The sequence below is a fragment of the Martinezella calliandrae genome (assembly GCF_030272695.1).
In the GTDB taxonomy this organism is placed as follows: Bacteria; Pseudomonadota; Alphaproteobacteria; order Rhizobiales; family Rhizobiaceae; genus Rhizobium; species Rhizobium calliandrae.
Map to the genome: position 1 here is coordinate 117,509 of NZ_JARFYN010000011.1, position 18,291 is coordinate 135,799.

General features: G+C 56.2%; 19 protein-coding genes and 5 pseudogenes. 10 read left to right on the plus strand and 14 right to left on the minus strand.

All coding sequences use genetic code 11. The features are described from left to right. Positions 1-37 precede the first annotated feature (37 nt). The 4 genes and pseudogenes from PY650_RS11225 to PY650_RS37125 form a co-directional block, all read right to left on the minus strand. Positions 38-457: a MarR family winged helix-turn-helix transcriptional regulator gene (locus tag PY650_RS11225; protein ID WP_285879291.1), complete on the minus strand. Its 420-nt coding sequence runs from the start codon at positions 455-457 to the stop codon at positions 38-40. Positions 458-511: 54 nt separating this feature from the next. After that, on the minus strand, positions 512-946 hold the full coding sequence (locus tag PY650_RS11230) for a MarR family winged helix-turn-helix transcriptional regulator (protein ID WP_285879293.1): 435 nt from the start codon (positions 944-946) through the stop codon (positions 512-514). 152 nt (positions 947-1,098) lie between these two features. Further along, on the minus strand, positions 1,099-1,416 hold the full coding sequence (locus PY650_RS37360) for a ketopantoate reductase C-terminal domain-containing protein (RefSeq protein ID WP_432761518.1): 318 nt from the start codon (positions 1,414-1,416) through the stop codon (positions 1,099-1,101). Between the two features lie 108 nt (positions 1,417-1,524). Next, positions 1,525-1,998 (minus strand): annotated as a pseudogene (locus PY650_RS37125) (hypothetical protein); the annotation flags it as partial. Positions 1,999-2,199: 201 nt separating this feature from the next. Here PY650_RS37125 and PY650_RS11240 point away from each other — a divergent pair. The 6 genes and pseudogenes from PY650_RS11240 to PY650_RS11265 all read left to right on the plus strand — a co-directional run bounded on the left by PY650_RS11240 (position 2,200) and on the right by PY650_RS11265 (position 5,633). Then, on the plus strand, positions 2,200-3,306 hold the full coding sequence (locus PY650_RS11240) for a Fic family protein (protein WP_285879294.1): 1,107 nt from the start codon (positions 2,200-2,202) through the stop codon (positions 3,304-3,306). A 148-nt stretch (positions 3,307-3,454) separates the two neighbouring features. Next, entirely contained in the window at positions 3,455-3,763 is a 309-nt protein-coding gene (locus PY650_RS11245) for a type II toxin-antitoxin system RelB/DinJ family antitoxin (RefSeq protein WP_007815759.1), read from the plus strand. Beyond that, a pseudogene (locus PY650_RS11250) lies at positions 3,760-4,046 on the plus strand (type II toxin-antitoxin system RelE/ParE family toxin). The gene PY650_RS11245 and the pseudogene PY650_RS11250 overlap by 4 nt, the downstream one beginning before the upstream one ends. Before the next feature lie 380 nt (positions 4,047-4,426). Continuing rightward, a complete protein-coding gene (locus PY650_RS11255; protein WP_285879336.1) occupies positions 4,427-4,537 on the plus strand; it encodes a helix-turn-helix domain-containing protein in 111 nt (36 codons plus the stop codon). Between the two features lie 317 nt (positions 4,538-4,854). Then, complete coding sequence (locus PY650_RS11260; protein WP_285879295.1) at positions 4,855-5,208, plus strand: DUF2934 domain-containing protein; 354 nt, start codon at positions 4,855-4,857, stop codon at positions 5,206-5,208. A 5-nt stretch (positions 5,209-5,213) separates the two neighbouring features. Continuing rightward, the gene (locus tag PY650_RS11265; RefSeq protein WP_285879297.1) at positions 5,214-5,633 is read left to right on the plus strand and encodes a metal-dependent phosphohydrolase; all 420 of its coding nucleotides are present in this window, start codon (positions 5,214-5,216) and stop codon (positions 5,631-5,633) included. Positions 5,634-5,754: 121 nt separating this feature from the next. Here PY650_RS11265 and PY650_RS11270 read toward each other — a convergent pair whose 3' ends face one another. Next, on the minus strand, positions 5,755-6,789 hold the full coding sequence (locus tag PY650_RS11270) for a PAS domain S-box protein (protein ID WP_285879337.1): 1,035 nt from the start codon (positions 6,787-6,789) through the stop codon (positions 5,755-5,757). A 228-nt stretch (positions 6,790-7,017) separates the two neighbouring features. Between PY650_RS11270 and PY650_RS11275 the strand changes: the two are divergent. Next, positions 7,018-7,494, plus strand: a pseudogene (locus PY650_RS11275) (transposase); the annotation flags it as partial. Positions 7,495-7,568: 74 nt separating this feature from the next. Here the strand turns inward: PY650_RS11275 and PY650_RS11280 are convergent. Beyond that, positions 7,569-8,294 carry a DUF982 domain-containing protein gene (locus PY650_RS11280; RefSeq protein ID WP_285879299.1) on the minus strand — a complete coding sequence of 242 codons (726 nt, stop codon included), beginning with the start codon at positions 8,292-8,294 and terminating at the stop codon, positions 7,569-7,571. A 208-nt stretch (positions 8,295-8,502) separates the two neighbouring features. Between PY650_RS11280 and PY650_RS11290 the strand changes: the two are divergent. Then, positions 8,503-9,545 (plus strand): annotated as a pseudogene (locus PY650_RS11290) (outer membrane protein assembly factor BamB family protein). 167 nt (positions 9,546-9,712) lie between these two features. On the opposite strand, the gene PY650_RS11295 reads toward PY650_RS11290, so the two are convergent. Next, entirely contained in the window at positions 9,713-10,036 is a 324-nt protein-coding gene (locus tag PY650_RS11295) for a DUF1236 domain-containing protein (RefSeq protein WP_285879302.1), read from the minus strand. Between the two features lie 318 nt (positions 10,037-10,354). Here PY650_RS11295 and PY650_RS37365 point away from each other — a divergent pair. After that, a pseudogene (locus PY650_RS37365) lies at positions 10,355-10,459 on the plus strand (pyrroloquinoline quinone biosynthesis protein B); the annotation flags it as partial. A gap of 539 nt (positions 10,460-10,998) precedes the next feature. Here PY650_RS37365 and PY650_RS11300 read toward each other — a convergent pair. The 5 genes from PY650_RS11300 to PY650_RS11320 form a co-directional block, all read right to left on the minus strand. After that, positions 10,999-11,187: a DUF3008 family protein gene (locus tag PY650_RS11300; RefSeq protein WP_285879304.1), complete on the minus strand. Its 189-nt coding sequence runs from the start codon at positions 11,185-11,187 to the stop codon at positions 10,999-11,001. Positions 11,188-11,570: 383 nt separating this feature from the next. Beyond that, the gene (locus PY650_RS11305; RefSeq protein WP_285879306.1) at positions 11,571-12,071 is read right to left on the minus strand and encodes a YciE/YciF ferroxidase family protein; all 501 of its coding nucleotides are present in this window, start codon (positions 12,069-12,071) and stop codon (positions 11,571-11,573) included. Between the two features lie 148 nt (positions 12,072-12,219). Further along, entirely contained in the window at positions 12,220-12,471 is a 252-nt protein-coding gene (locus PY650_RS11310) for a hypothetical protein (RefSeq protein WP_285879308.1), read from the minus strand. Next, the gene (locus tag PY650_RS11315) at positions 12,471-12,950 is read right to left on the minus strand and encodes a pyridoxamine 5'-phosphate oxidase family protein (protein WP_285879310.1); all 480 of its coding nucleotides are present in this window, start codon (positions 12,948-12,950) and stop codon (positions 12,471-12,473) included. The genes PY650_RS11310 and PY650_RS11315 overlap by 1 nt, the downstream gene beginning before the upstream one ends. Before the next feature lie 35 nt (positions 12,951-12,985). Next, on the minus strand, positions 12,986-13,261 hold the full coding sequence (locus PY650_RS11320; RefSeq protein WP_285879311.1) for a hypothetical protein: 276 nt from the start codon (positions 13,259-13,261) through the stop codon (positions 12,986-12,988). Positions 13,262-13,802: 541 nt separating this feature from the next. On the opposite strand from PY650_RS11320, the gene PY650_RS11325 reads away from it, so the two are divergent. Further along, entirely contained in the window at positions 13,803-14,210 is a 408-nt protein-coding gene (locus PY650_RS11325) for a response regulator (RefSeq protein ID WP_285879312.1), read from the plus strand. A gap of 10 nt (positions 14,211-14,220) precedes the next feature. Here the strand turns inward: PY650_RS11325 and PY650_RS11330 are convergent, their stop codons facing one another. Both PY650_RS11330 and PY650_RS11335 read right to left on the minus strand, forming a co-directional pair. Then, positions 14,221-14,604, minus strand: a complete 384-nt coding sequence (locus PY650_RS11330; protein ID WP_285879313.1) for a response regulator — start codon at positions 14,602-14,604, stop codon at positions 14,221-14,223. Beyond that, a complete protein-coding gene (locus PY650_RS11335; protein ID WP_285879315.1) occupies positions 14,588-18,205 on the minus strand; it encodes a CheR family methyltransferase in 3,618 nt (1,205 codons plus the stop codon). The genes PY650_RS11330 and PY650_RS11335 overlap by 17 nt, the downstream gene beginning before the upstream one ends. Between the last annotated feature and the right edge of the window lie 86 nt (positions 18,206-18,291).

An 18,291-nucleotide genomic window follows, 5' to 3' on the forward strand; every position in this document is an offset into this window, starting at 1 on the left:
GCTTCTCTCTTTTTTAGGTTGATATCAACGTATGGACTCAAATGAGGGGGGCCTTCGTCTGTGCAGCGTCAAACTCCTCGGCCCCACTGGCCGCAGGTCGGGTATGCGCTGCGCGCCAGAGGTCCAGCCCCGTATCGAGCAGAAGTTGTCCGAAGGTGGTCAGCTTGATGGCATCGGCCCTGGCCACGGTCGCATGCTTGATAGTTTCGATGGCCTGCAACTTGCGGAGCGTGTCGACATTGGCGCGAATGGTTGTCGCGTCCATCACCAGTGCATAGGCGATGTCGGCTGAGGTTGCCGTAGAGAGCAGATCGACGATGAAAAGGGTGGCCAATTGCCCATTGGTGAGCTTAAGCGGGTTGAGAAGGCGATCCTCTTCCTCAACCTTGCCGGGCTCTGCGAGCTCAAGGGCAAGCCCGTTGGCCGGGTGAAACGTATAAATGCGCGTGACTGCCATGGTTTTGATCCTGTATAGTTGATATCAACGTATGGCGATATGTCTATGCGTCACTCATGCATTGGTCACCACGGCGAGGCCGGAAAGAAGGGTCTCCGATGCCTGTTCGCCCACGGCGCCTGCAATTTCCGAATTGACGTCCGCCCAGATGGGGAGGGCGGCATCCAGCACATCTAACCCCTTCTGTGTCAGCTGAATTCGCTTCGAACGGATATTATCCTCATCCACTCGTATGGTCAGAAAGCCTGCCCGCTCAAGCGGTTTCAGATTCGCGGTAATGGTAGTCCTGTCGACGACCAGTAGATGCGCAAGCTCCGAAATGATTAGGCCACTCGGAACATTCAACGCCATCAGCATGGCAAACTGCCAGTGATTGATGCCGAGCGGCCGAAACGCTTCGTCGAATTTTCGTGCAGTCACCCGCGCCGCCCTCTGGATATTCAATCCAAAGCAGCTCCGGTTGACCAGCAGTCTCGTTTCGAAGTTCAATGTCTTTCCCACGTCGGCACCATATGTTGATATCAACGTAATGTCAACAGGCTTTTTGATGCGGTTGGGGCGGGGTGCCTAATCCCTTCGCCGGCGTCGATTGCCGCGACGTCATCTGGCCGGTCCATCATTCGGCAGTCCTGCTGAGGGTTTTATGGGATCTCTCTCGCCCGTCGCGCCTCGTACGCTCTGAGACCGACAAACACTGTATGCAGGACCGGCGTCTGAACACTACGAGGAGCGCGAGCGATCAAGTCCCCGATGATGTGGTCTGCTTGGATGCGTCCCTTCGACTCGATGTCCCTGAGCATGGACGCCGTCATAGGCGACCCCTTCGCCGTCAACATGGCGAGCGTTCTTTGCTTCGCTTCCGGAGCCGGGTCATGACCGTTGGCGGTGGCGACCGCGCTGCATTCTTCAACCAGCTGCTTAACTAGTGCGGTGCCATCTGCTTCGACAATATCGCCGATAGGTGTTTAGTCCCGGCATTTGATGGATGGGATCGATGGTGAAACGATCCGGCTCCAAAGTCCATCGTCTGCAGATGAACTCGTAAAGCGTGAGGCCCTTTATCCGGCTGCTTCTGGGAAAGGGCTTATCGGTTTTGGTGCAGGGCCGCGCGATGTTGACGCAGACCGGACAAAGGTGCCGTCGGTCGCCGCGCGTTGTGGCTGTCTGGCTGCGCGTGCGGAAGCTGCCTTCTTGGCGGGCGCCATTTTGCCCGAACGAACTGTCGGCTTTGGCGGCCGTCGTTCTTCGGCCGCTGGTGGTGCGCCGAGCCATCGGATGATTGCATCCAGGCTCGGCCGGAGCTGCTTTTTCAGTTCTGCCGTCAACTCGGCTGCGATCTCACAGGCCTGACCGATCGTCGTCCAGTCGATATGGCCATTCAGAAGCGGTGGCGATTTCCGGTAGATAATCAAACTGGCCAGATAAGGCCGTATATTCTCCAACACTCGCCTGGATGCGATTGGAGCGATACGCAGCTCGCAGAATTCCGAAATTTTTCGCTGAAAATGACGTGATGAAAGGTCGTGTTTGGTCATGCTCATTTCGTTTCTCTCGGCGTCAATGCCGAGGGCGAGCGGAAATAGGGAGCGCCCGTTAACAAAATATGTTCATGGTAAATGGTTATACATCGATCGCCGCTGCATGAATGGTGAGCTGCAGATTGTGGTGCTGAGCGATAGATGGGGCTTGCAATAGCTCATTTTTGGAATAATTATGAGTTATAGAGAGGGCGGCTATAACTCATGAAATGGAACTGGCAGAACGCCGATTGGCCAAACTTCAGGTACGACACCGCAAGCCTGGTACCGTTGGAGCAGAAATTCTTGCAGTCTGCCGGCGAGGTTATCGGTGCTGTTCGGCATTTCAACGATGACGACAGCAACCAACTTCGCATTGAGTTGCTGAGCGACGAAGCGGTCAGGACCTCAGAGATTGAGGGGGAATTTCTGGACCGCGTGAGTGTACAGTCATCACTCCGCCAGCAGTTCGGGCTAAACACTGATGATAGACAGGTCCGCCCCCAAGAGCGGGGGATCGCCGAGATGATGGCGGATGTCTATCGCAGCTGGCATAGGCCGCTGAGTCATGACGGACTGTTCCATTGGCATTCAATGCTAATGGCCGGAAATCGATATATTGAAACGGTTGGTGCTTACCGCAAGCATGAAGACGCCATGCAGATTGTGTCAGGTCGATTGGACAAGCCCACAATCCACTTCGAGGCTCCCTCGTCTCGCCAGGTTACCGCTGAGATGGAGACTTTCATCGCATGGTTCAATCAATCCGGGCCAGATGGCCAAACGTCGCTTCAAGCTTTGACGCGCGCAGCAGTAGGCCATCTTTACTTTGAAAGCATACATCCATTTGAGGATGGCAACGGCCGAATTGGGCGCGCGCTCGCTGAGAAATCCCTGGCGCAAAACATAGGGCAGCCAAGCCTCATTTTACTCGCCTTCACAATCGAGAAGAGCCGGAAGGACTACTATTCCGAGCTTGAGCGTCACCAGCGCACGCTTGATATCACCGACTGGATCATTTTCTTTTCAGAAACTATCCTGGATGCTCAACGGGCGACGCTTGAGCGCATAGATTTCTTCATTCAGAAAGCAAAATTCTATGATCGTTTTCGAGGCCTGCTGAACGAGCGGCAGGAAAAGGTAGTCGCGCGCATCTTCAAGGAAGGCACGGCAGGCTTCAAGGGCGGGCTAAGTGCCGAAAACTACATTTCGATCACAGACACATCCCGCGCTACAGCAACACGCGACCTTCAGCAACTCGTGGAGATCGGTGCACTTACGCGCACGGGAGAACGTCGGCATACCCGGTACTCGCTGTCATTGCAGAAATAAATTGCTGCTGCACCAAAGTCATTCTCTAGGTGAACGGCTGTTCGATTCTCATCAAGGCGTAGAACGCAGCGGCGTGGCGCGCGCGGAGATCTTCTGTGGACTTTGTAATTCATATGCATTACGACTAGCCTATTAGTTGGAGATAACTATGGCTTCGAACGCACTCGTTCAAACTCGCATTGATGCTGAAGTTCGAGATCGCGCCTCTGCGGTGCTTGAGAGCATGGGTCTTACAGTGTCGGACGCAGTTCGTATCCTACTCACCCGGACGGCGAACGAGGGAGCATTACCGCTCGAACTTATATCAGGCAGCGAAGCTCACGATGCTTGGTTTCGCAGCAAGGTCCTTGAAGCGCTGAACGACACGCGACCGGACGTTCCGGATGATGAAGTCGAGGCTCATTTCGAGAAACGGCGAGCGGCAGCGCGCCTTAAAGCAGCGGCGCGCAAGTCGTGAAGCTTACCTGGTCAGCGATTGCGTTATCAGATCGAGACGCCATCTTCACCTTTATCGAGGCGGATAATCCCTCAGCTGCCGTCATGGTCGACGAACGGATCGTCGCGGCTGCTCGTCGCTTAATTGATTTTCCGGCGAGTGGTCGTGTTGGCAGAATTGCCGGGACGCGCGAACTGGTGATACTCCATACGTCGCAGCTTATGCTGTAACGCAATCGGCAGTTCGTGTTCTCCGCGTACTTCATGGCGCGCAGGAATGGGCTGACACTATTCCAACCAGCTAGGCTTCGAACATCGTGTCTGCGATCAACGGGTCGCCAGTTGGATTGTTCAAGACCACTGATACCGCAGAACTTTAAACCTTTAAACCAGCGATTCCGAACATAAAGCTCTCAGAGATCGCCGCGTTAAGCGTTAAGCAGCAGCAAACCGTTGTTAATTGCATAGCATGAACGCGATGCCGTTTGCCTGAGAAGGGATGCCCCCCGGCTGCCAGCAGGCTTTGTAGGTCAACGTGCTTAATTTTCCAACGCCAAACATTTGTCGTGCTTAGCGCGTTTGTTAAGTTGCGGCACAATAGGATGCCCATGGAGGTGGTCATGACAACCGCCAGCGCGCCGGGATCGAGGCGGCACGAGCCGAAGGCGTCTATAAGGGCCGGAAGATAAACATTGACGACGATGAAATCCGACGCCGCATTGCCGCCGGCGCCAGCAAAGCCAGCGTCGCGCGTGATCTCAGTGTTTCCAGGATGACTGTTTATCGAGCACGGTGAGCGTCGATGAGCAATCAGACGTGTGAAGCAGGCCGCCTAAATCCGCGTTCCGTCTTCGTTCTTCACTTGGCTTCGGGCCGACGGGGCCGGGTACGTGGGGCAGATTTTGTGTTTTTTACTTCCTGATTTCAATCGACGCGCTAAGCCAAAAAATCTGGCGCGCAGTTTTGATCTGAAGGTTTGAGGCCTCAGACGCGACGGGCATGAATCGTGAGATTTGGACAAGCGTTCAGAACCGGTGACTGAGCGTATCGACGCCACTGCAATTCTCCCTACATCTTGTCGAAGCAAGCCCATCTGGCTGGGAGGAAAGCATCATGGCCGCGAACAAGCAGGAGGAGATCCGCCTTCGCGCTTACGCAATCTGGGAGAGCGAGGGGCGCCCAGAGGGGGCCGACGCACGGCACTGGCAACAAGCCTGTGACGAATTAAACGGCGACACCGGTCATCGCATGACGCAACGGCCTCTGGATGAGATTGATCGGGATGAGGCGGCGCTGCTCCAGGGCGCAGGAGAGAATGGTGACCTCGATCAGGATAGCGGGACATCTCATCCAGCCAAGAAGAAGCTCAGGCACAAACGGTCTGCCAAATCCGCTACGCGAAAGTTGGAGATAACGGCCGCCGAAAAGTCACCGCGACAGAAAATCAAGAAGACCCAGGGGGCGTGATCGCAATGCAACATCTCGATCATGCCATCCACGTCGCACTCGAGGCACATGAAGGCCAAGCAGACAAGATCGGTCGGCCCTACTTTGAGCATTGTCAGCGGGTTGCACTTCTCGTTTCCGGTGAGGAGGCACAAACAATCGCCTATCTCCACGATATTGTTGAGAAGGGGAGGGGGTGGACGTTCGACCGACTGAAGGAAGAAGGCTTCCCATCGGCGATCATATCTGCCGTGGACGCTTTGACGCGTCGTTCGGATGAGTCCGACGCGGAGTTCATCAGGCGGGCCGCGTCCAATGCTTTGGCCCTTCCTGTCAAACGAGCCGACCTTGAGGACAATCTCTGGCAGGCTGAGCAAACCGGCGGTGACGCTGAGAAATACCGGAGTGGCCTCGATATTTTGCGAGATAGAATGAAAGGACGCTAAGGAACGTTCAGCATATCGCGAAGGAACGGGCTCGATGCGTTGATGAACTCCGAAAAGAAAAACGATCGCGCTCATCTCGGTGCGGCTGGACACAAACAGGTTGCCGGCCAGGCCAGGAAATTTATGTGATTGCGAGGCGCGGAAGCAAAAGCCGAATGGATAGTCCTCCAGGAGTCCATGAGCGCTCGATATCAATGCTGAGGCTCTGCGCTATCCTTTTCTCCAGGACGCTTCCAAAGCCGGCAGAAGCCTGAACTGGCCCCGCATCCGTTGGTCCATTCGCTTCCCGCCAAACCAACTCGATAGCGTCGGCTGAGATAGCCGACGTGATATCGACGGATCCGTGGTCGACGGAGAGCGCTCCGTATTTTGCCGCGTTCGTCGCGAACTCGTGGAACAGGAGCGCGATATTGGTGATCTTCGCCCGGCTTACTTCGACGTCTTCCCCGTGGAGCTCCCATTGCCGGCGGTCGTCTCGGCCGTATGGCGCAAGGATATTCGCCAGAAGTTGAAGCAGCGTGGCCGGCGGATCTTCAACGGAATGATCGGCTAGACTCGGCAATGTTATCTCGTGGGCGCGGGCCAGAGACATGAGCCTTTCCTTCATGCTCGAGGCGAGATCGCCGGGCGTGGCGGCGGTCCGGGCGGCGAGTGAAATAATGCTGCCGATGACCGCAAACAGGTTTTTTACACGGTGATGCATTTCCCGAAGGAGCAGTTCGCGATGTTCGGCCGCGCGCCTCCGCTCGGAGATGTCACGGGCGATCTTCGATGCTCCGATAATTTTGCCGCTGCCATCCCTGATCGGTGAAATTGTCAACGAGATGTCGATCAGGTTACCGTCTTTGCGACGTCTTACCGTTTCAAAGTGATCGACGCGTTCGCCGGCTTGAATGCGTGCGAGAATTGCAGGCTCTTCATCAAGACGGTCCTTTGGAATGACGATTGTGATGGGATGGCCTACTGCCTCTTCTGCGGTATATCCGAAAATTCTCTCGGCACCCTTGTTCCATGTGGTGATGATGCCGGACAAGCTCTTGCTGACAATGGCGTCATCTGAAGATTCGACAATGGCCGCGAGAAAGGCCGCAGCATCATAGGCGGGCGGTACTGCAGCCTCGGCGGTGGCCGGTGTTTGTCGATCACTCAAAACCATCATCGTCGCCCCGGTTCATGTCACAAATGCGAACTCTAGGAGCCGCCAATCCGGAACATATCGCATTCTCATTTCGAGCCGAAGCGATTTCCTTATGCGCAACAGTCGGGCACGGCATTGGTGCACGGATCAAAGTTTCAATGTTTTTCTTCTATGCGGCTGGTCGCAACCAGTTGATGGAAACAGATGCATAAACATAACGCCAGCCGTCGCCATCACATCGGCAAGATGAAATTCAGGGTGACGAACTGGCCGGAGTATGAGGCAGGACTTCGACGGGCGTGGCAGCTTGACCTTGTGGCTGATGCCGGAGGCACTCTCCATGTGGATTGCCCACGCCGGACGACACGTGGTGGCCAGCCTTGCTACTCGGATCTGGCGATCGAGACCACTCTGATGCTGGGCACGGTGTTTGGGCTGCGGTTGCGCCAGAGCGAAGGCTTGCTTGGATCGGTGCTGCAACTGATGGGTCTGGATCTCGCCATCCCCGATCACACAACGTTGAGCCGTGGGGCGTGGACCTGGCAATCGCCCAATAGGCGGCCTGATCCCGCGGTCTCGCCCGACGGCCTTCAGGTCTACGGCGCGGGCCAGTGGCTGGAGAGTAAGCATGGCGCCCGATCGCGCCGCGGTGGGCGCAAACTGCACTTGGTGCTGACGACCGATAGCGGCGAGATCATCGCACACAGTATGACCGACCAGGACAAAAAAACGAAGGCGAGCAATTACGTCATCGTGTCCAGATATGGGTAAGCATCAGCAGTTCCTCGCGATATCGCCTAGACTTGACGCATGATGAGCTGACGGAGTTCGTCTTGAGAGGGTGGTCGGATGTAGATGCAGGCGTGGCGTGCAGCCTCGATGAATGCTTCTCGGGCAAAATCGCATGTCGATCTGCCTTCGACGGCTGCCAGGCAAATAGTCAGAGCATCCCGGTAAACCTCGTCTTCATCCGCAGGCCATTTGTCCATCAGACAGTCGGCCGCTTCAGTGTTGCTGCCAATGGTGCGGTATTGGCCGACGCCATGCAGCTCTACAATGACCGGATTTTGCCAAAGACCTTGATTAGGCATGACCTTTCTCCGTGCCCCCAACTCACGAGAAAGCGAGATGTTCCCGCAATCGCGCCGACTATCGGCCGCGTCACGCCGATGTTCCCGCGGATGAGGTGCGCATCTTGCGTCGGCAGCCGACGGCGTTGAACGCAATTTTGAGCGCAGACCCACTTTCGCCGGGAACAAATGCGGCCGCGGTTTTGTTCGAATGCCGGCTGGAAAGCGACCGCCTTCCAGCTTGTCTGCCGGCCCGCCGTTGGACCAGCTCCCCACCAGCGGCGGGTTATGGCTGTCGTTTAGAGCAAACGAAAAGGCTCCTGCATACGCGACAAAGGGGCCTCCACGCCGTCGCGGGAGAGCAGTACGGGCGAAATCAGACCTCCTTTGATCCGGCCGTAGTGCCGATGGAAACAGATGAGAAAGCGGCTGATAAACTTGACGGATGATCAAGGCGAAATCGAACGCAATGCGCGAATGCCCCCGCGGCCGGCCCGGCAGAGAAAATATGGCGTGGCAATGCGAGAGCCGGTCACAGTTGAACCGGGTCACAGACGCAGAACGCTGAACGCTAGAAGTTTGTAGTGCCAATTTTGGCTGCTATTGCCATCGCTATCGCAAAACTGGCCAGTATTCCACGTCGCTCGTTGCAATCGATGTCATGACCGGTAAGCCCGTTTGGCACTTCCAGACCGTGCATAACGACGTCTGCGACTACGATCTGGGCTCCTAGGCGACGCTGGTGGATTATCCAACGAGGAATGGAGTAATCCCTGCGCTGGTATTGCCGAGCAAACGCGGCGATATCTTTGTTTTCGACCGTCAGACCGGAAAGCCGCTGACTGGGGTAGAAGAACGGATTGTGTCGAGCCGCAACAGCGGTCAAAGACCCAGCCGTTCTCACCTTTCCACACGCTTCGCAAGCCCGATTTGACCGAAGCAATGATGTGGGGCATGTCGCCGATCGACCAGATGATCTGCAGGATCGAATTTCGCAAGGCGAGCTACAGCGGGATTTTCACACCGCCGACATCGGATCGCTATAGCATCGAATATCCCGGCTACAATGGCGGCTCGGACTGGGGCGGCATCGCCATGGATGCCAAGCGCGGCGTGTTGATCGCCAATTACAATGACATGCCAAACTACAATCGTCTTGTCCCTCGTGCTGAGGCGGGCAAGCTCGGCTGGACCAAGTGTGACCAGACGCGTGGCAAGATCGGTGCCGTCGAGGGCGCCGGGGATCCGCAAGCTGGCGCACCCTACGCAATCAACGTCAATGCCGGATGGCGCCTGCCCCTGACCGGCCTTCTTTGCAAACAGCCGCCCTATGGCGGTATCCGCGCGATCGATCTGAAAACCGGCAAGACGTTATGGGATCGACCGCTCGGTCAGGCCCGAACCAACGGACCCTTTTCCATCCCCTCAATGTTGCCGGTCGATATCGGAACGCCGAATAATGGCGGTTCGATTGTCACAGCGGGAGGCTTGATCTTTGTCGCTGCGGCGACCGACAATCTTATTCGGGCGATCGATATCAAAAACGGAAGGACGGTGTGGAGCGCAGTCCTACCTGCGGGAGGTCAAGCGACACCGATGACCTACGAGGCGAACGGGAAGCAATATCTCGTCATTATGGCAGGCGGACATCATTTCATGGAAACGCCCATTGGCGACTCATTGATCGCATATGCTTTGCCCTGAGGAAGATGCATTGCAGTTGCTGCACGGGGCGCGTCAATAACGGTAGCGGGGTTCCAACTCATGAGGTCTGCGGAAGCCTCGGCCGAACCCGCCGTTGGGCTAAGCGTCAACGGCGGATTCTCGTCGAGGGAGGGAAAAGACAAGTCAGCCCCTTTGCAGGTGCATCGTTACTTTACGATTTCGATGACCTTGTGCGTGTGCGGGTTGACGATCACCCGCTTCTCGTTGACGATGGCGTACGCATAATCGCTATTGCTCGGAATGGTATGCACTTCGACAGAGCTCGGCAGCTCGGTGCCCACCGCGATTTCACCATCATAGGATACCGAAGGAGTCTCTTGTTTCGTCACGTAGGTCGTCACTTCTCCGGGAACAACGACGGTCGATCCCGTAGTAATGGAATTGTCCGGCGTTACTGTAACGGTGCTCTGGGCGAATGCGCCGCCGGCTGTCAAGAGGGCGAAGCTTGCGAGAAGGAGAGTTCTTTTCATTACTACCTCCATTGAGACGATAGCCCCCTAACTGTGGCGGGATGGGATAGTTCCGCGACTGCGCTTGATTTTCAACTCGCCCAGGGCCGCTTCAAGCGCGCTCTGACAGGTGGGAAGAGCCTCCATGTCCAAGGAAACATGATGTTCGTAGATATATTTGTTGATCACCGCCTACTTCCTGCGATGCAAGCACAACAGATGCCGGGTACTTCGCGCGGCCTTTCAACTGATGCGGGCGCGTAAATTCGGTTCATGGCCCCACACGACAATTCCTAAACGTGGGAGCCCGCCGACGGCGCCAGGAGGAGCAGCTAAATCATTACTCTTCGATTTCTTATCATTGGTGCCGCCGTAGGCGGCGGCCTTCCACAGTGGAATTGCGGCTGCCGCAATTGCGTGACTGCGCGTCACGGGCGCCGGCCGATCATCACGCTCGTTTCTGAAGGCTTGTATGGGAGGATGTGTGGGAGGATGTGTGGGAGGATGTGTGGGAGGATGTGTGAGGCGAACCGCCTCAATATCAAGCCTGCAGGATGACGTGTTCTGCCTTGCCATGCCGCGGAGACAAATCCGTCGCTTGTGTTCCACAAACGTGCGCGACCGATGCCTTGAAGACATCTGGTACCGCAGCAGCATCTTTAACAAGTATCGCTGTGAAGAACGGATGCGGGAGTTGTGCCGGACCTGCGCGCAAACATATCGACTTCGGCGGCTGTCGTTGCGGGCCTTGGCGCTCGCAGGTTGTCCCATTCAACCGATCCCGTTTGCATCTAATCGCCGATTCATAGGCGGATCGTCAGGCGGGTGAGCGACGACTGCATAAGCCCGTCCGTCTGACTTCGTCTACCGCGATCCTCCGATTAGAGTATGCCCACCTTCTTCCGCCACCCGGCAGCTTCGTTATCGCTGGTCAAGGCGCTGGACGACACCAGGATGCCGTGATCCTACCGGGGGTTTCCAACTTAGGACTTCGACGCGCGCTCCGGTTTGCCCTTCCGTTTCGTCGAAGCCATTTCGCGGAGCTCCTTTTCGCTCATCGAATCGGCCATGCTCTTGGACGCCCCCTTCAATTCGCTCTTCTTCTTCTCGCCCTTTTTTGCTGCGAGTGCCGCGCCGGCGGCCATTTGCTGCGACTTTGATTTTGCTGGCATGCCTGTTCTCCTCACATAGCGATCGTAAAGATGAACGGCCGTCGCCGCCCAATGTTCCGAAAGGCTGCCGGAAGGCCATTAACATTTCACTCGCCCGCATAACCGGAGGGATACGGAGAAATGCGATCAATGTCGGATTTGCCTTACGGAAGCAGATCTTCGATCCTGATCGGCAGTTTGCGAATGCGTTTGGCGGCGCCGATCCAAGGCCCCAGATCACGCCGCCCATGAGCTGGCTGTGTGCGGCCAGAGGGTTGAGGATTCTGTCCCAAGCAAATGCTCACACCATACGCGACACTCGCATTTGCTGTCGTATGACCGCCTGCAAAGCGGCCGGCTCTTACCTGTCGAGAGCCGGCCATCTCCGTGATCACTCGCGGCGGTCAGGCTACCTTTTTTGCTTTCTGGTTCGCAAAGGCTTCCGCCAGTTGCGTGAGCTTCTTATCAGTGGCCTCTTCTTCCCTGAGCGACTGTTGCAGAAGAGGGATCGCGTCCTTCAGCCCAAGTTGTTTGGCCCATGCAATTAACGTTCCGTAGCGGGCGATTTCGTAGTGCTCAACGGCTTGTGCAGAGGAAATCAATCCTGCGTCAAGCGCGGGACTGCCTTCGAATTCCTGTATGATTTCTTCCGACTCGGCGATGATGCCCACTATAGCTTCACACGTCTTGCCGCGAGCCGACTTTCCGATCTGTTCGAACACTTGCTCAAGGCGTTCGACCTGTTCTTGAGTTTCGTCGCGATGGTGCAGGAATCCCTTTTTGCCCTCTTCCGTCTGAGCGGCACGCGCCATCTTCGGCAAAGCCTTAAGGATCTGCTTTTCCGCGTAGTAAATATCCTTCAGCGTGTCGATGAAGAGATCGTTCAATGTTTTTTCAGCTGCCATAATGTCCTCCGTGCGGGTGAAATTCGACCCATTGTCGATTTGTCTCCGACGCTTCTTCAGGTGAGGTGACATGCAGTCAGAGACCTCATCGGATTGGGCTTTTCCAAAGCCGAGCATCGTTGCCTTCGAAGAGCGCCGAGCATCGCAACTAACTGCATGATGCCAGCATTGTTCCCGAAGGCCTCCTTCGCGGCTCGCTAAGCAAGGATTTACTGGCAAGGTCCATAATGCGCAGTTGGTATCGTCCGATTTCCCTGCGACAGAAATCAACGAACTTGAGGATGCCCTCGGCGATGAAAAAAACGAGGACATTGGCCGGTGAAAAGCCTTGAAGGCGGTCGCCGCGGAATTCAACAGCAAAGTTTGCGCTGTCTTTTTTGACGACGGCGATGGGCGCCATCAGAGCTCAACCTTTGCGTTGTCGCCCATGTTTGGCTTTGAACTGGAGAGCGCGGCAGCGGCCATCTTGATGTAACTCATCACCGTTCCCGGGCTGTCCCAGTATTCCGCAAAGGACGGCGTGACTTTCAGCACGCGGATCGATGGATCCTCCGGGCTTTCCCACCACGCCTTTGCCGGTGTTCCCCACAGTTCTTCAACCCGTTCGCGGTCAATCATCATTTCGGCCATGCCGGACACCGAGACATATTTTTGCCCTTTGGTATCCGCGAAGGTCAGGCAGACATTCGGCCAACGGGCGATCTCTTCGTCCTTGTGGCTTGCTGCGTCGGTCAAAAAGTAGATGGCGTTTTCCACACGTTCGGCATACGCGGCCATCGGCCGCGCGCGCAGGTCGCGCCCGGATTGCGTGGTAAGCATGCAGAAGCCGATTTTATCGATGATATCCCAAATCCGGGCGGCATCGTCATATTCTGTCATGTCAATCTCCTACCGGTAGCGGTCTCCAACGGCCGTCAATCCTGCTCGCGTGTACTCGGTGTGGCGTTACGTTGGTCCTCATCATCGAGATCGCCATCGACCACGAAGGTGTCCCGGTGCTGTCGCGCAGCTTCCTTCATCGTCTTGGTATTGGCGACGTCGTCAGGCGCAATCTCCCCAGCGTGTTTCGTCCGAGAATCGAATTCGCCTTCAACCTGATTGACTGCTTCCCGACCAGCGTCCAGAGATCCGCCTTGCCGGCGTTTTCCGGATTGTCGCTTTCGCGTCGATCGCCCTTCATCTCGTTTCATCCCTCGCATTCACCGTGACAGATACTGTCTTTTGCACAGAAGGATCGCGCGACGTCTCGGCGAGAAAACAGCCTTGCGCACCGGATGTTCCCAGGTAAGCGGTTTTGCTGAGCAAATATTCGTGGAGCGCGTCGGATTGGCACCTCGGTAACTCGCAGCCGGATGTCGCCGCCCGAAGACCCGCACACTTTTCGGCATTCCACTCTAAAACATCGGGTTTTTGCATGCAAAGTTGCTGGATTCAGGTGATGAGTGGGTTCATGATGCGGCGGTAATGCTCGAGAGGCTACGGTGCGCAGAGCCGATGAATTGGCGATAGCAGTCGGCCACATTCGCGATGGTGAACAGCGCGTACTGCGGCAGGAGGTCCTTGTCAGCAAATTGGCGGCTGCAGGGTATCCCCGCACCCAAGCAACGGAGCTATTGGCCACCTTTCAAATAACATTAGACCTGATGAAGCAGCATCTGGACCTCATCGAAAGGGAAATCGAGGCCGAAAAAATACCCAAGCTATTAGCGAGGGTCGCCAGGTGCGGCCCGCATGAGATTGGTTTCGATGGAAAACTCGACACAGCAGCCCGTCGTTTTGATCGTAGAAGATGAATACCTGCTTGCCTACGATCTTGCCGATGCGCTTGCACAGGCAAACATTTCAGTTCTGGGCCCGGTCGGACGGGTGAGCGAGGCCCTGTTTGCTATTTCGAGGGCGGATCAACTCGACTGCGCCCTGCTCGACATCTCCGTCGCCGGAGAAATGATTTTTCCAGTTGCGGACGCTCTTTCCGAGCGAGGCATACCCTTTGCCTTCACGACGGGATTCGAAAAATCCCTCGTGGAGGAGCGGTTTCGCGATGTCGAGGTATTCTCGAAGCCTTTCAACGTATTTCGCGTCGTGGACGGTATACGCAAAATGGCCATAAGGTATCGCGCCGAAACCAAGCGCCGTTGAAAAGGTCCTGTCACTGGTCCTGACGCCGGGGTCCGAACAAGGCCTTCGCTATATGCTCGATCTCGATCGGCTTTTCACAAAGAACAAAACCGGTGAATGAGGGCGGAATGATCGATGGATCATATCCCGTCGCAAAGACATAAGGGATTTTGAGCTCGTCGAGCCTTTCGGCTACAGGAAACACCAGCTCGCCGCCAAGATGTATATCGAGAATAGCTCCGTCGACTTCCTCGTCCCCGATAATCTCGAGCGCCTGATCGACCCTGCCCGTCGGGCCGACGACGATGGCGCCCAACTTTTCCAATTGCCGTCGGGTGTTATCCGCGAGAAAATATTCATCTTCCACGATCAAGATTCGTTGGCCTGAAAACAGGTCACTATAGGTTTGACTCATGACCACTCGCAGACTGTGAGTTCAAGTCCCTGGACATCTCCCGTCGCTCGTCTTCTGCTTCAACGAGCCTGCCCGTTCCAGACAAAGGGATTTCGATCGTGCAGGTCAAGCCATCGGGTTTAAAATCCAGATTTCCTTTGCCGCCGAATTGATAAGGAACCATGCCTTCAATCAGCTCGGATCCGAAGCCGCGCCTGACCGGCAAGGTGATCGGCCGCTTCAGTCCGCTTTCCCGCCATGCCATCCTGAAGAGCGGTTTCTTCTGGCTTCCGTCAGTCTCCAGCGAGATGTGCAGCTGCCCGGTCTGCCCGGAAAGGGCGCCGTATTTCACCGCGTTGCTTGTCAACTCATGAATCACCAGGCTCATACTTTCGGCCGCCTTGCCAAAAAGGGCAAGGCTCGGTCCTGAAATCACCACAGGATTCGTAGCTCTTCCGGTCTGGGCCGAAATCTCGCTTTCGATCAACTCCTTCAGGTCCATTGAGGCATCCGGCATACTCGTCAGCAACGCCTGCGTTCTCGCCATAGCGTTGATGCGCCCTTCGAGATGACGTGCGTATTCTTCGACCGTATCGCTCGTTTCTGCAGAGCGCTCGGCAATTAAGCGGACGATGGCTAACGTGTTACGAACGCGATGCTGAAGTTCGTGCAGCAGGATCTGTTGTCGTTCCTGCATCAGCTGCATCTCATGGACATCAGTTGCAGTGCCGAACCATTCTACCACCTTGCCGGCGCCGTTCATGACGGGGCGTGCTCTGAGCTGCACAGTCCTGTAGCCATTTCTTTCCGCATTAAAGAGCCGATGTTCGATCTCGAGGTTGCCATCACGTTCGGCCGCCCTCCAGGCTTCGAGCACCTTTTCGCGGTCGTCCGGATGGATTGGTTCGAGCCACCCCTTGCCGAGCGAAGCGATTTCCGACTGGCCCGTATATGCGCGCCATTGCGGACTGCTCCAAGTCCAGGTCCCGTCCGCTGCCGCGCGCCAGACGAGCTGCGGGATGCCTTCGACAATCGAGCGCAAAAGCGCTTCTCGATCTCTGAGACGCTCTTCAGCCCTTACAAGTGCCGTCACGTCCAAGAATGTCAATACCGCACCTTCAATAACGTTGTCGATGCTGCGGTATGGCAGGACCCTGATCAGATATTGCGATCCGGTCAGCGGATTGTTCGTCTCGCGTTCGATGCTGCTCAATGTGCGGATGACGCGGCGCGCATCATGTTCGAGATCGTCATAGGCTATTTTCGCAGCGATGTGATGAATCGGCCGACCGAGATCCGTGTCGATGAGATGAAAAATGTCGGTGATCGCCGGCGTAAAACTCTCTATGCGCAGATCATTGTCCAAGAAGACCGCAGCGATCTGGGTGCTGTCCAGCAAGTTTCTGAGATCGGAATTCGCGCGCGCCAGTTCTTCTACGCGATCGGCCAGCTCTCCATTGACAGTCCGGAGCTCCTCATTGGAGGACTGGAGCTCCTCGTTGACGGATTGATATTCCTCGTTCGATGCCTTGAGTTCCTCGTTCGTGCTTTCGAGCTCCTCGATTGTCGCTTGAAGCCGGTCGCGCGCCTGGCGCAGTTCATCTTCCAATCGGCGAACATGCTCTTCCTGGCCGGCTGACGGAATGATGGTGCTGCCGTCATCGTCGCTGATAAATTGTCCGTCCTGCAGGATGATCATAAAGCGCCTAGGCTGGCCCGGGGACGGATCGATCGGCTCGATCGACATCGTCACGAGCGTGGCGTCACCATTCTGCCCCACCTTCAAGCCGCCGATTTTGACCGACGTTTCGTCGGTTTCGGCCTTAAGCAAGGCCGCGCGAAGGTCGATGCGAAGGTCACGATGAATGAGGCTGAACACGTTGAGGCTGGCATGGCCGGACAGCGGATCGATAAACCTGCCGGTGCGGCCGGAAAAATGCAGGACATCGAAATTTTCGTCGACGATCATATAGGCCGGCGAATAGCGCTCCATGATCCGATCGGCCTGCTTCGTCAGAACGGATACATTGTTGGGGACCTTTTTTATTCCTGCCGTGTCGCTTGGCACGGTTCCGCGTTCGGGCAACGCCGACAGCGGAAAATCCGGAAGCTTCCGGTTCATGGTCTCGACCTGCCGGAAGATGCGGAAGCGGCGGTCTACCGGCGAAAAGAGCCTTCCGTGGCGGCTGACATTTTCCGAATTGCCCAGGAAAAGATATCCGCCGGGCCGAAGGGCAAAATGAAAAAGCGGAATGACCCTATTCTGCAAGTCCGCGCCAAGATAAATAAGGAGGTTGCGGCACGACACCATGTCGAGCCGCGAGAAGGGCGCGTCCTTGATGAGATTGTGCTTAGAAAACAGGCACATCTCTCGCAGCTCTTTGACGACCGAATAGATTTCGCCTTCCTTGATGAACCAGCGGGCAAGTCGTTCTGAAGAGACGTCCTTGACGGCTGAGGCGGCGTAACGGCCGACGCGGGCTTGAGCCAGCGCCCGGTTGTCGATATCGGTCGCAAAGATCTGGACGTGCGGCACGACGTCCACCCGCGCCATATGCTCGCGCAGCAGAATAGCGATCGAGTAAGCTTCCTCGCCTGTGGAGCATCCCAGGACCCAGATGCGAATCTGGTCGCTTGCTCCCTTTCCTTCGAAGAGTTTCGGTACGATTTCCCGTTCAAGGAATTCGAATTCCTTCATGTCTCGAAAGAACTGAGTTACGCCGATTAAAAGATCGTTGAATAGATTGCCGGCCTCTTCGGCGTCGGAGCGCAGATATTCCAGATAATTTTCGATCGTATCGGTCTGGGTGACCTGGATGCGTCGCTGAACTCGTCTTAAAAACGTATTCGGCTTGTAGCCGTGGAAGTCATGACCCGTCCTGTTGCGTAAGACGGCGGCGATGCGTGTCAGCAACGGTTCTGCCTGCGCCATCTGATCATCGAAATCTTCGACCAGCGTCTGGCGCTGGATCGTCCGCAACTGGGCTTTCACACGCGTGGCAAGCTCTTCGGCCGGCAATACGAGATCGGCTAGCGCCGCCGCACTGCTCGGCTGGGAAGAAGACGCCGTAATGTCGACCGCCTCGGGCCCTTTCTCCGCCAGTGCCAAGCCGCCCTGTTCCCTGATTGCCACCACTCCAAGGGTGCCATCGGTGCCGCATCCGCTCATGACGAGCCCGATCGCCCGCTTTTGATCCTGTTCAGCGAGCGAAACCAGAAAACTGTCGGGCACCCCGTGTTCCCCAACCATATCCGACGCATCGCGCACCATAAGATGACGGTTCTTCAACGTCGCGTTCAGTCCGCCGGGAACAATATAGATTCGTTCCGCTTCTATCGTCCCGTCGTTCGATACAAGCTCCACCGTCCGTTCGCTCGCGGCTGTCAATCGCGCGTGAAATGCTTTCTCCTCGATCGCGTCACGCTGCTGCAAAATGACGACGAAGGCGGCGCCCGAGGAGGATTTTATCTGTTCGAAGAAGTGTTCAAGACCATCTGTTTCCGCCGCTGAAGCGGCGATGCCGATCACGATGGGTGCACGTACCGGACTGGCGCTGCCGTTCATGACGACCGCGTCGGTCGAGGCTTTGCCGCTTCTTGTTGCCCCAGGTCTTTTCGTCACGTCTGCTTTTCCATCTTCGCCCCATCGGCAGGCTGGCTATCGATGCTTCGTTCCGGCTCTCAAGGGGCGACACCTATTCCTGGCTG

Bases quoted from the DNA above. Each gene is read 5' to 3' on its own strand.
- PY650_RS11225 (WP_285879291.1), bottom strand. From the start codon at position 457: ATGGCAGTCACGCGCATTTATACGTTTCACCCGGCCAACGGGCTTGCC.
- PY650_RS11240 (WP_285879294.1), top strand. From the start codon at position 2,200: ATGAAATGGAACTGGCAGAACGCCGATTGGCCAAACTTCAGGTACGAC.
- PY650_RS11245 (WP_007815759.1), top strand. From the start codon at position 3,455: ATGGCTTCGAACGCACTCGTTCAAACTCGCATTGATGCTGAAGTTCGA.
- PY650_RS11260 (WP_285879295.1), top strand. From the start codon at position 4,855: ATGGCCGCGAACAAGCAGGAGGAGATCCGCCTTCGCGCTTACGCAATC.
- PY650_RS11265 (WP_285879297.1), top strand. From the start codon at position 5,214: ATGCAACATCTCGATCATGCCATCCACGTCGCACTCGAGGCACATGAA.
- PY650_RS11270 (WP_285879337.1), bottom strand. From the start codon at position 6,789: ATGGTTTTGAGTGATCGACAAACACCGGCCACCGCCGAGGCTGCAGTA.
- PY650_RS11295 (WP_285879302.1), bottom strand. From the start codon at position 10,036: ATGAAAAGAACTCTCCTTCTCGCAAGCTTCGCCCTCTTGACAGCCGGC.
- PY650_RS11300 (WP_285879304.1), bottom strand. From the start codon at position 11,187: ATGCCAGCAAAATCAAAGTCGCAGCAAATGGCCGCCGGCGCGGCACTC.
- PY650_RS11305 (WP_285879306.1), bottom strand. From the start codon at position 12,071: ATGGCAGCTGAAAAAACATTGAACGATCTCTTCATCGACACGCTGAAG.
- PY650_RS11310 (WP_285879308.1), bottom strand. From the start codon at position 12,471: ATGGCGCCCATCGCCGTCGTCAAAAAAGACAGCGCAAACTTTGCTGTT.
- PY650_RS11315 (WP_285879310.1), bottom strand. From the start codon at position 12,950: ATGACAGAATATGACGATGCCGCCCGGATTTGGGATATCATCGATAAA.
- PY650_RS11320 (WP_285879311.1), bottom strand. From the start codon at position 13,261: ATGAAACGAGATGAAGGGCGATCGACGCGAAAGCGACAATCCGGAAAA.
- PY650_RS11325 (WP_285879312.1), top strand. From the start codon at position 13,803: ATGAGATTGGTTTCGATGGAAAACTCGACACAGCAGCCCGTCGTTTTG.
- PY650_RS11330 (WP_285879313.1), bottom strand. From the start codon at position 14,604: ATGAGTCAAACCTATAGTGACCTGTTTTCAGGCCAACGAATCTTGATC.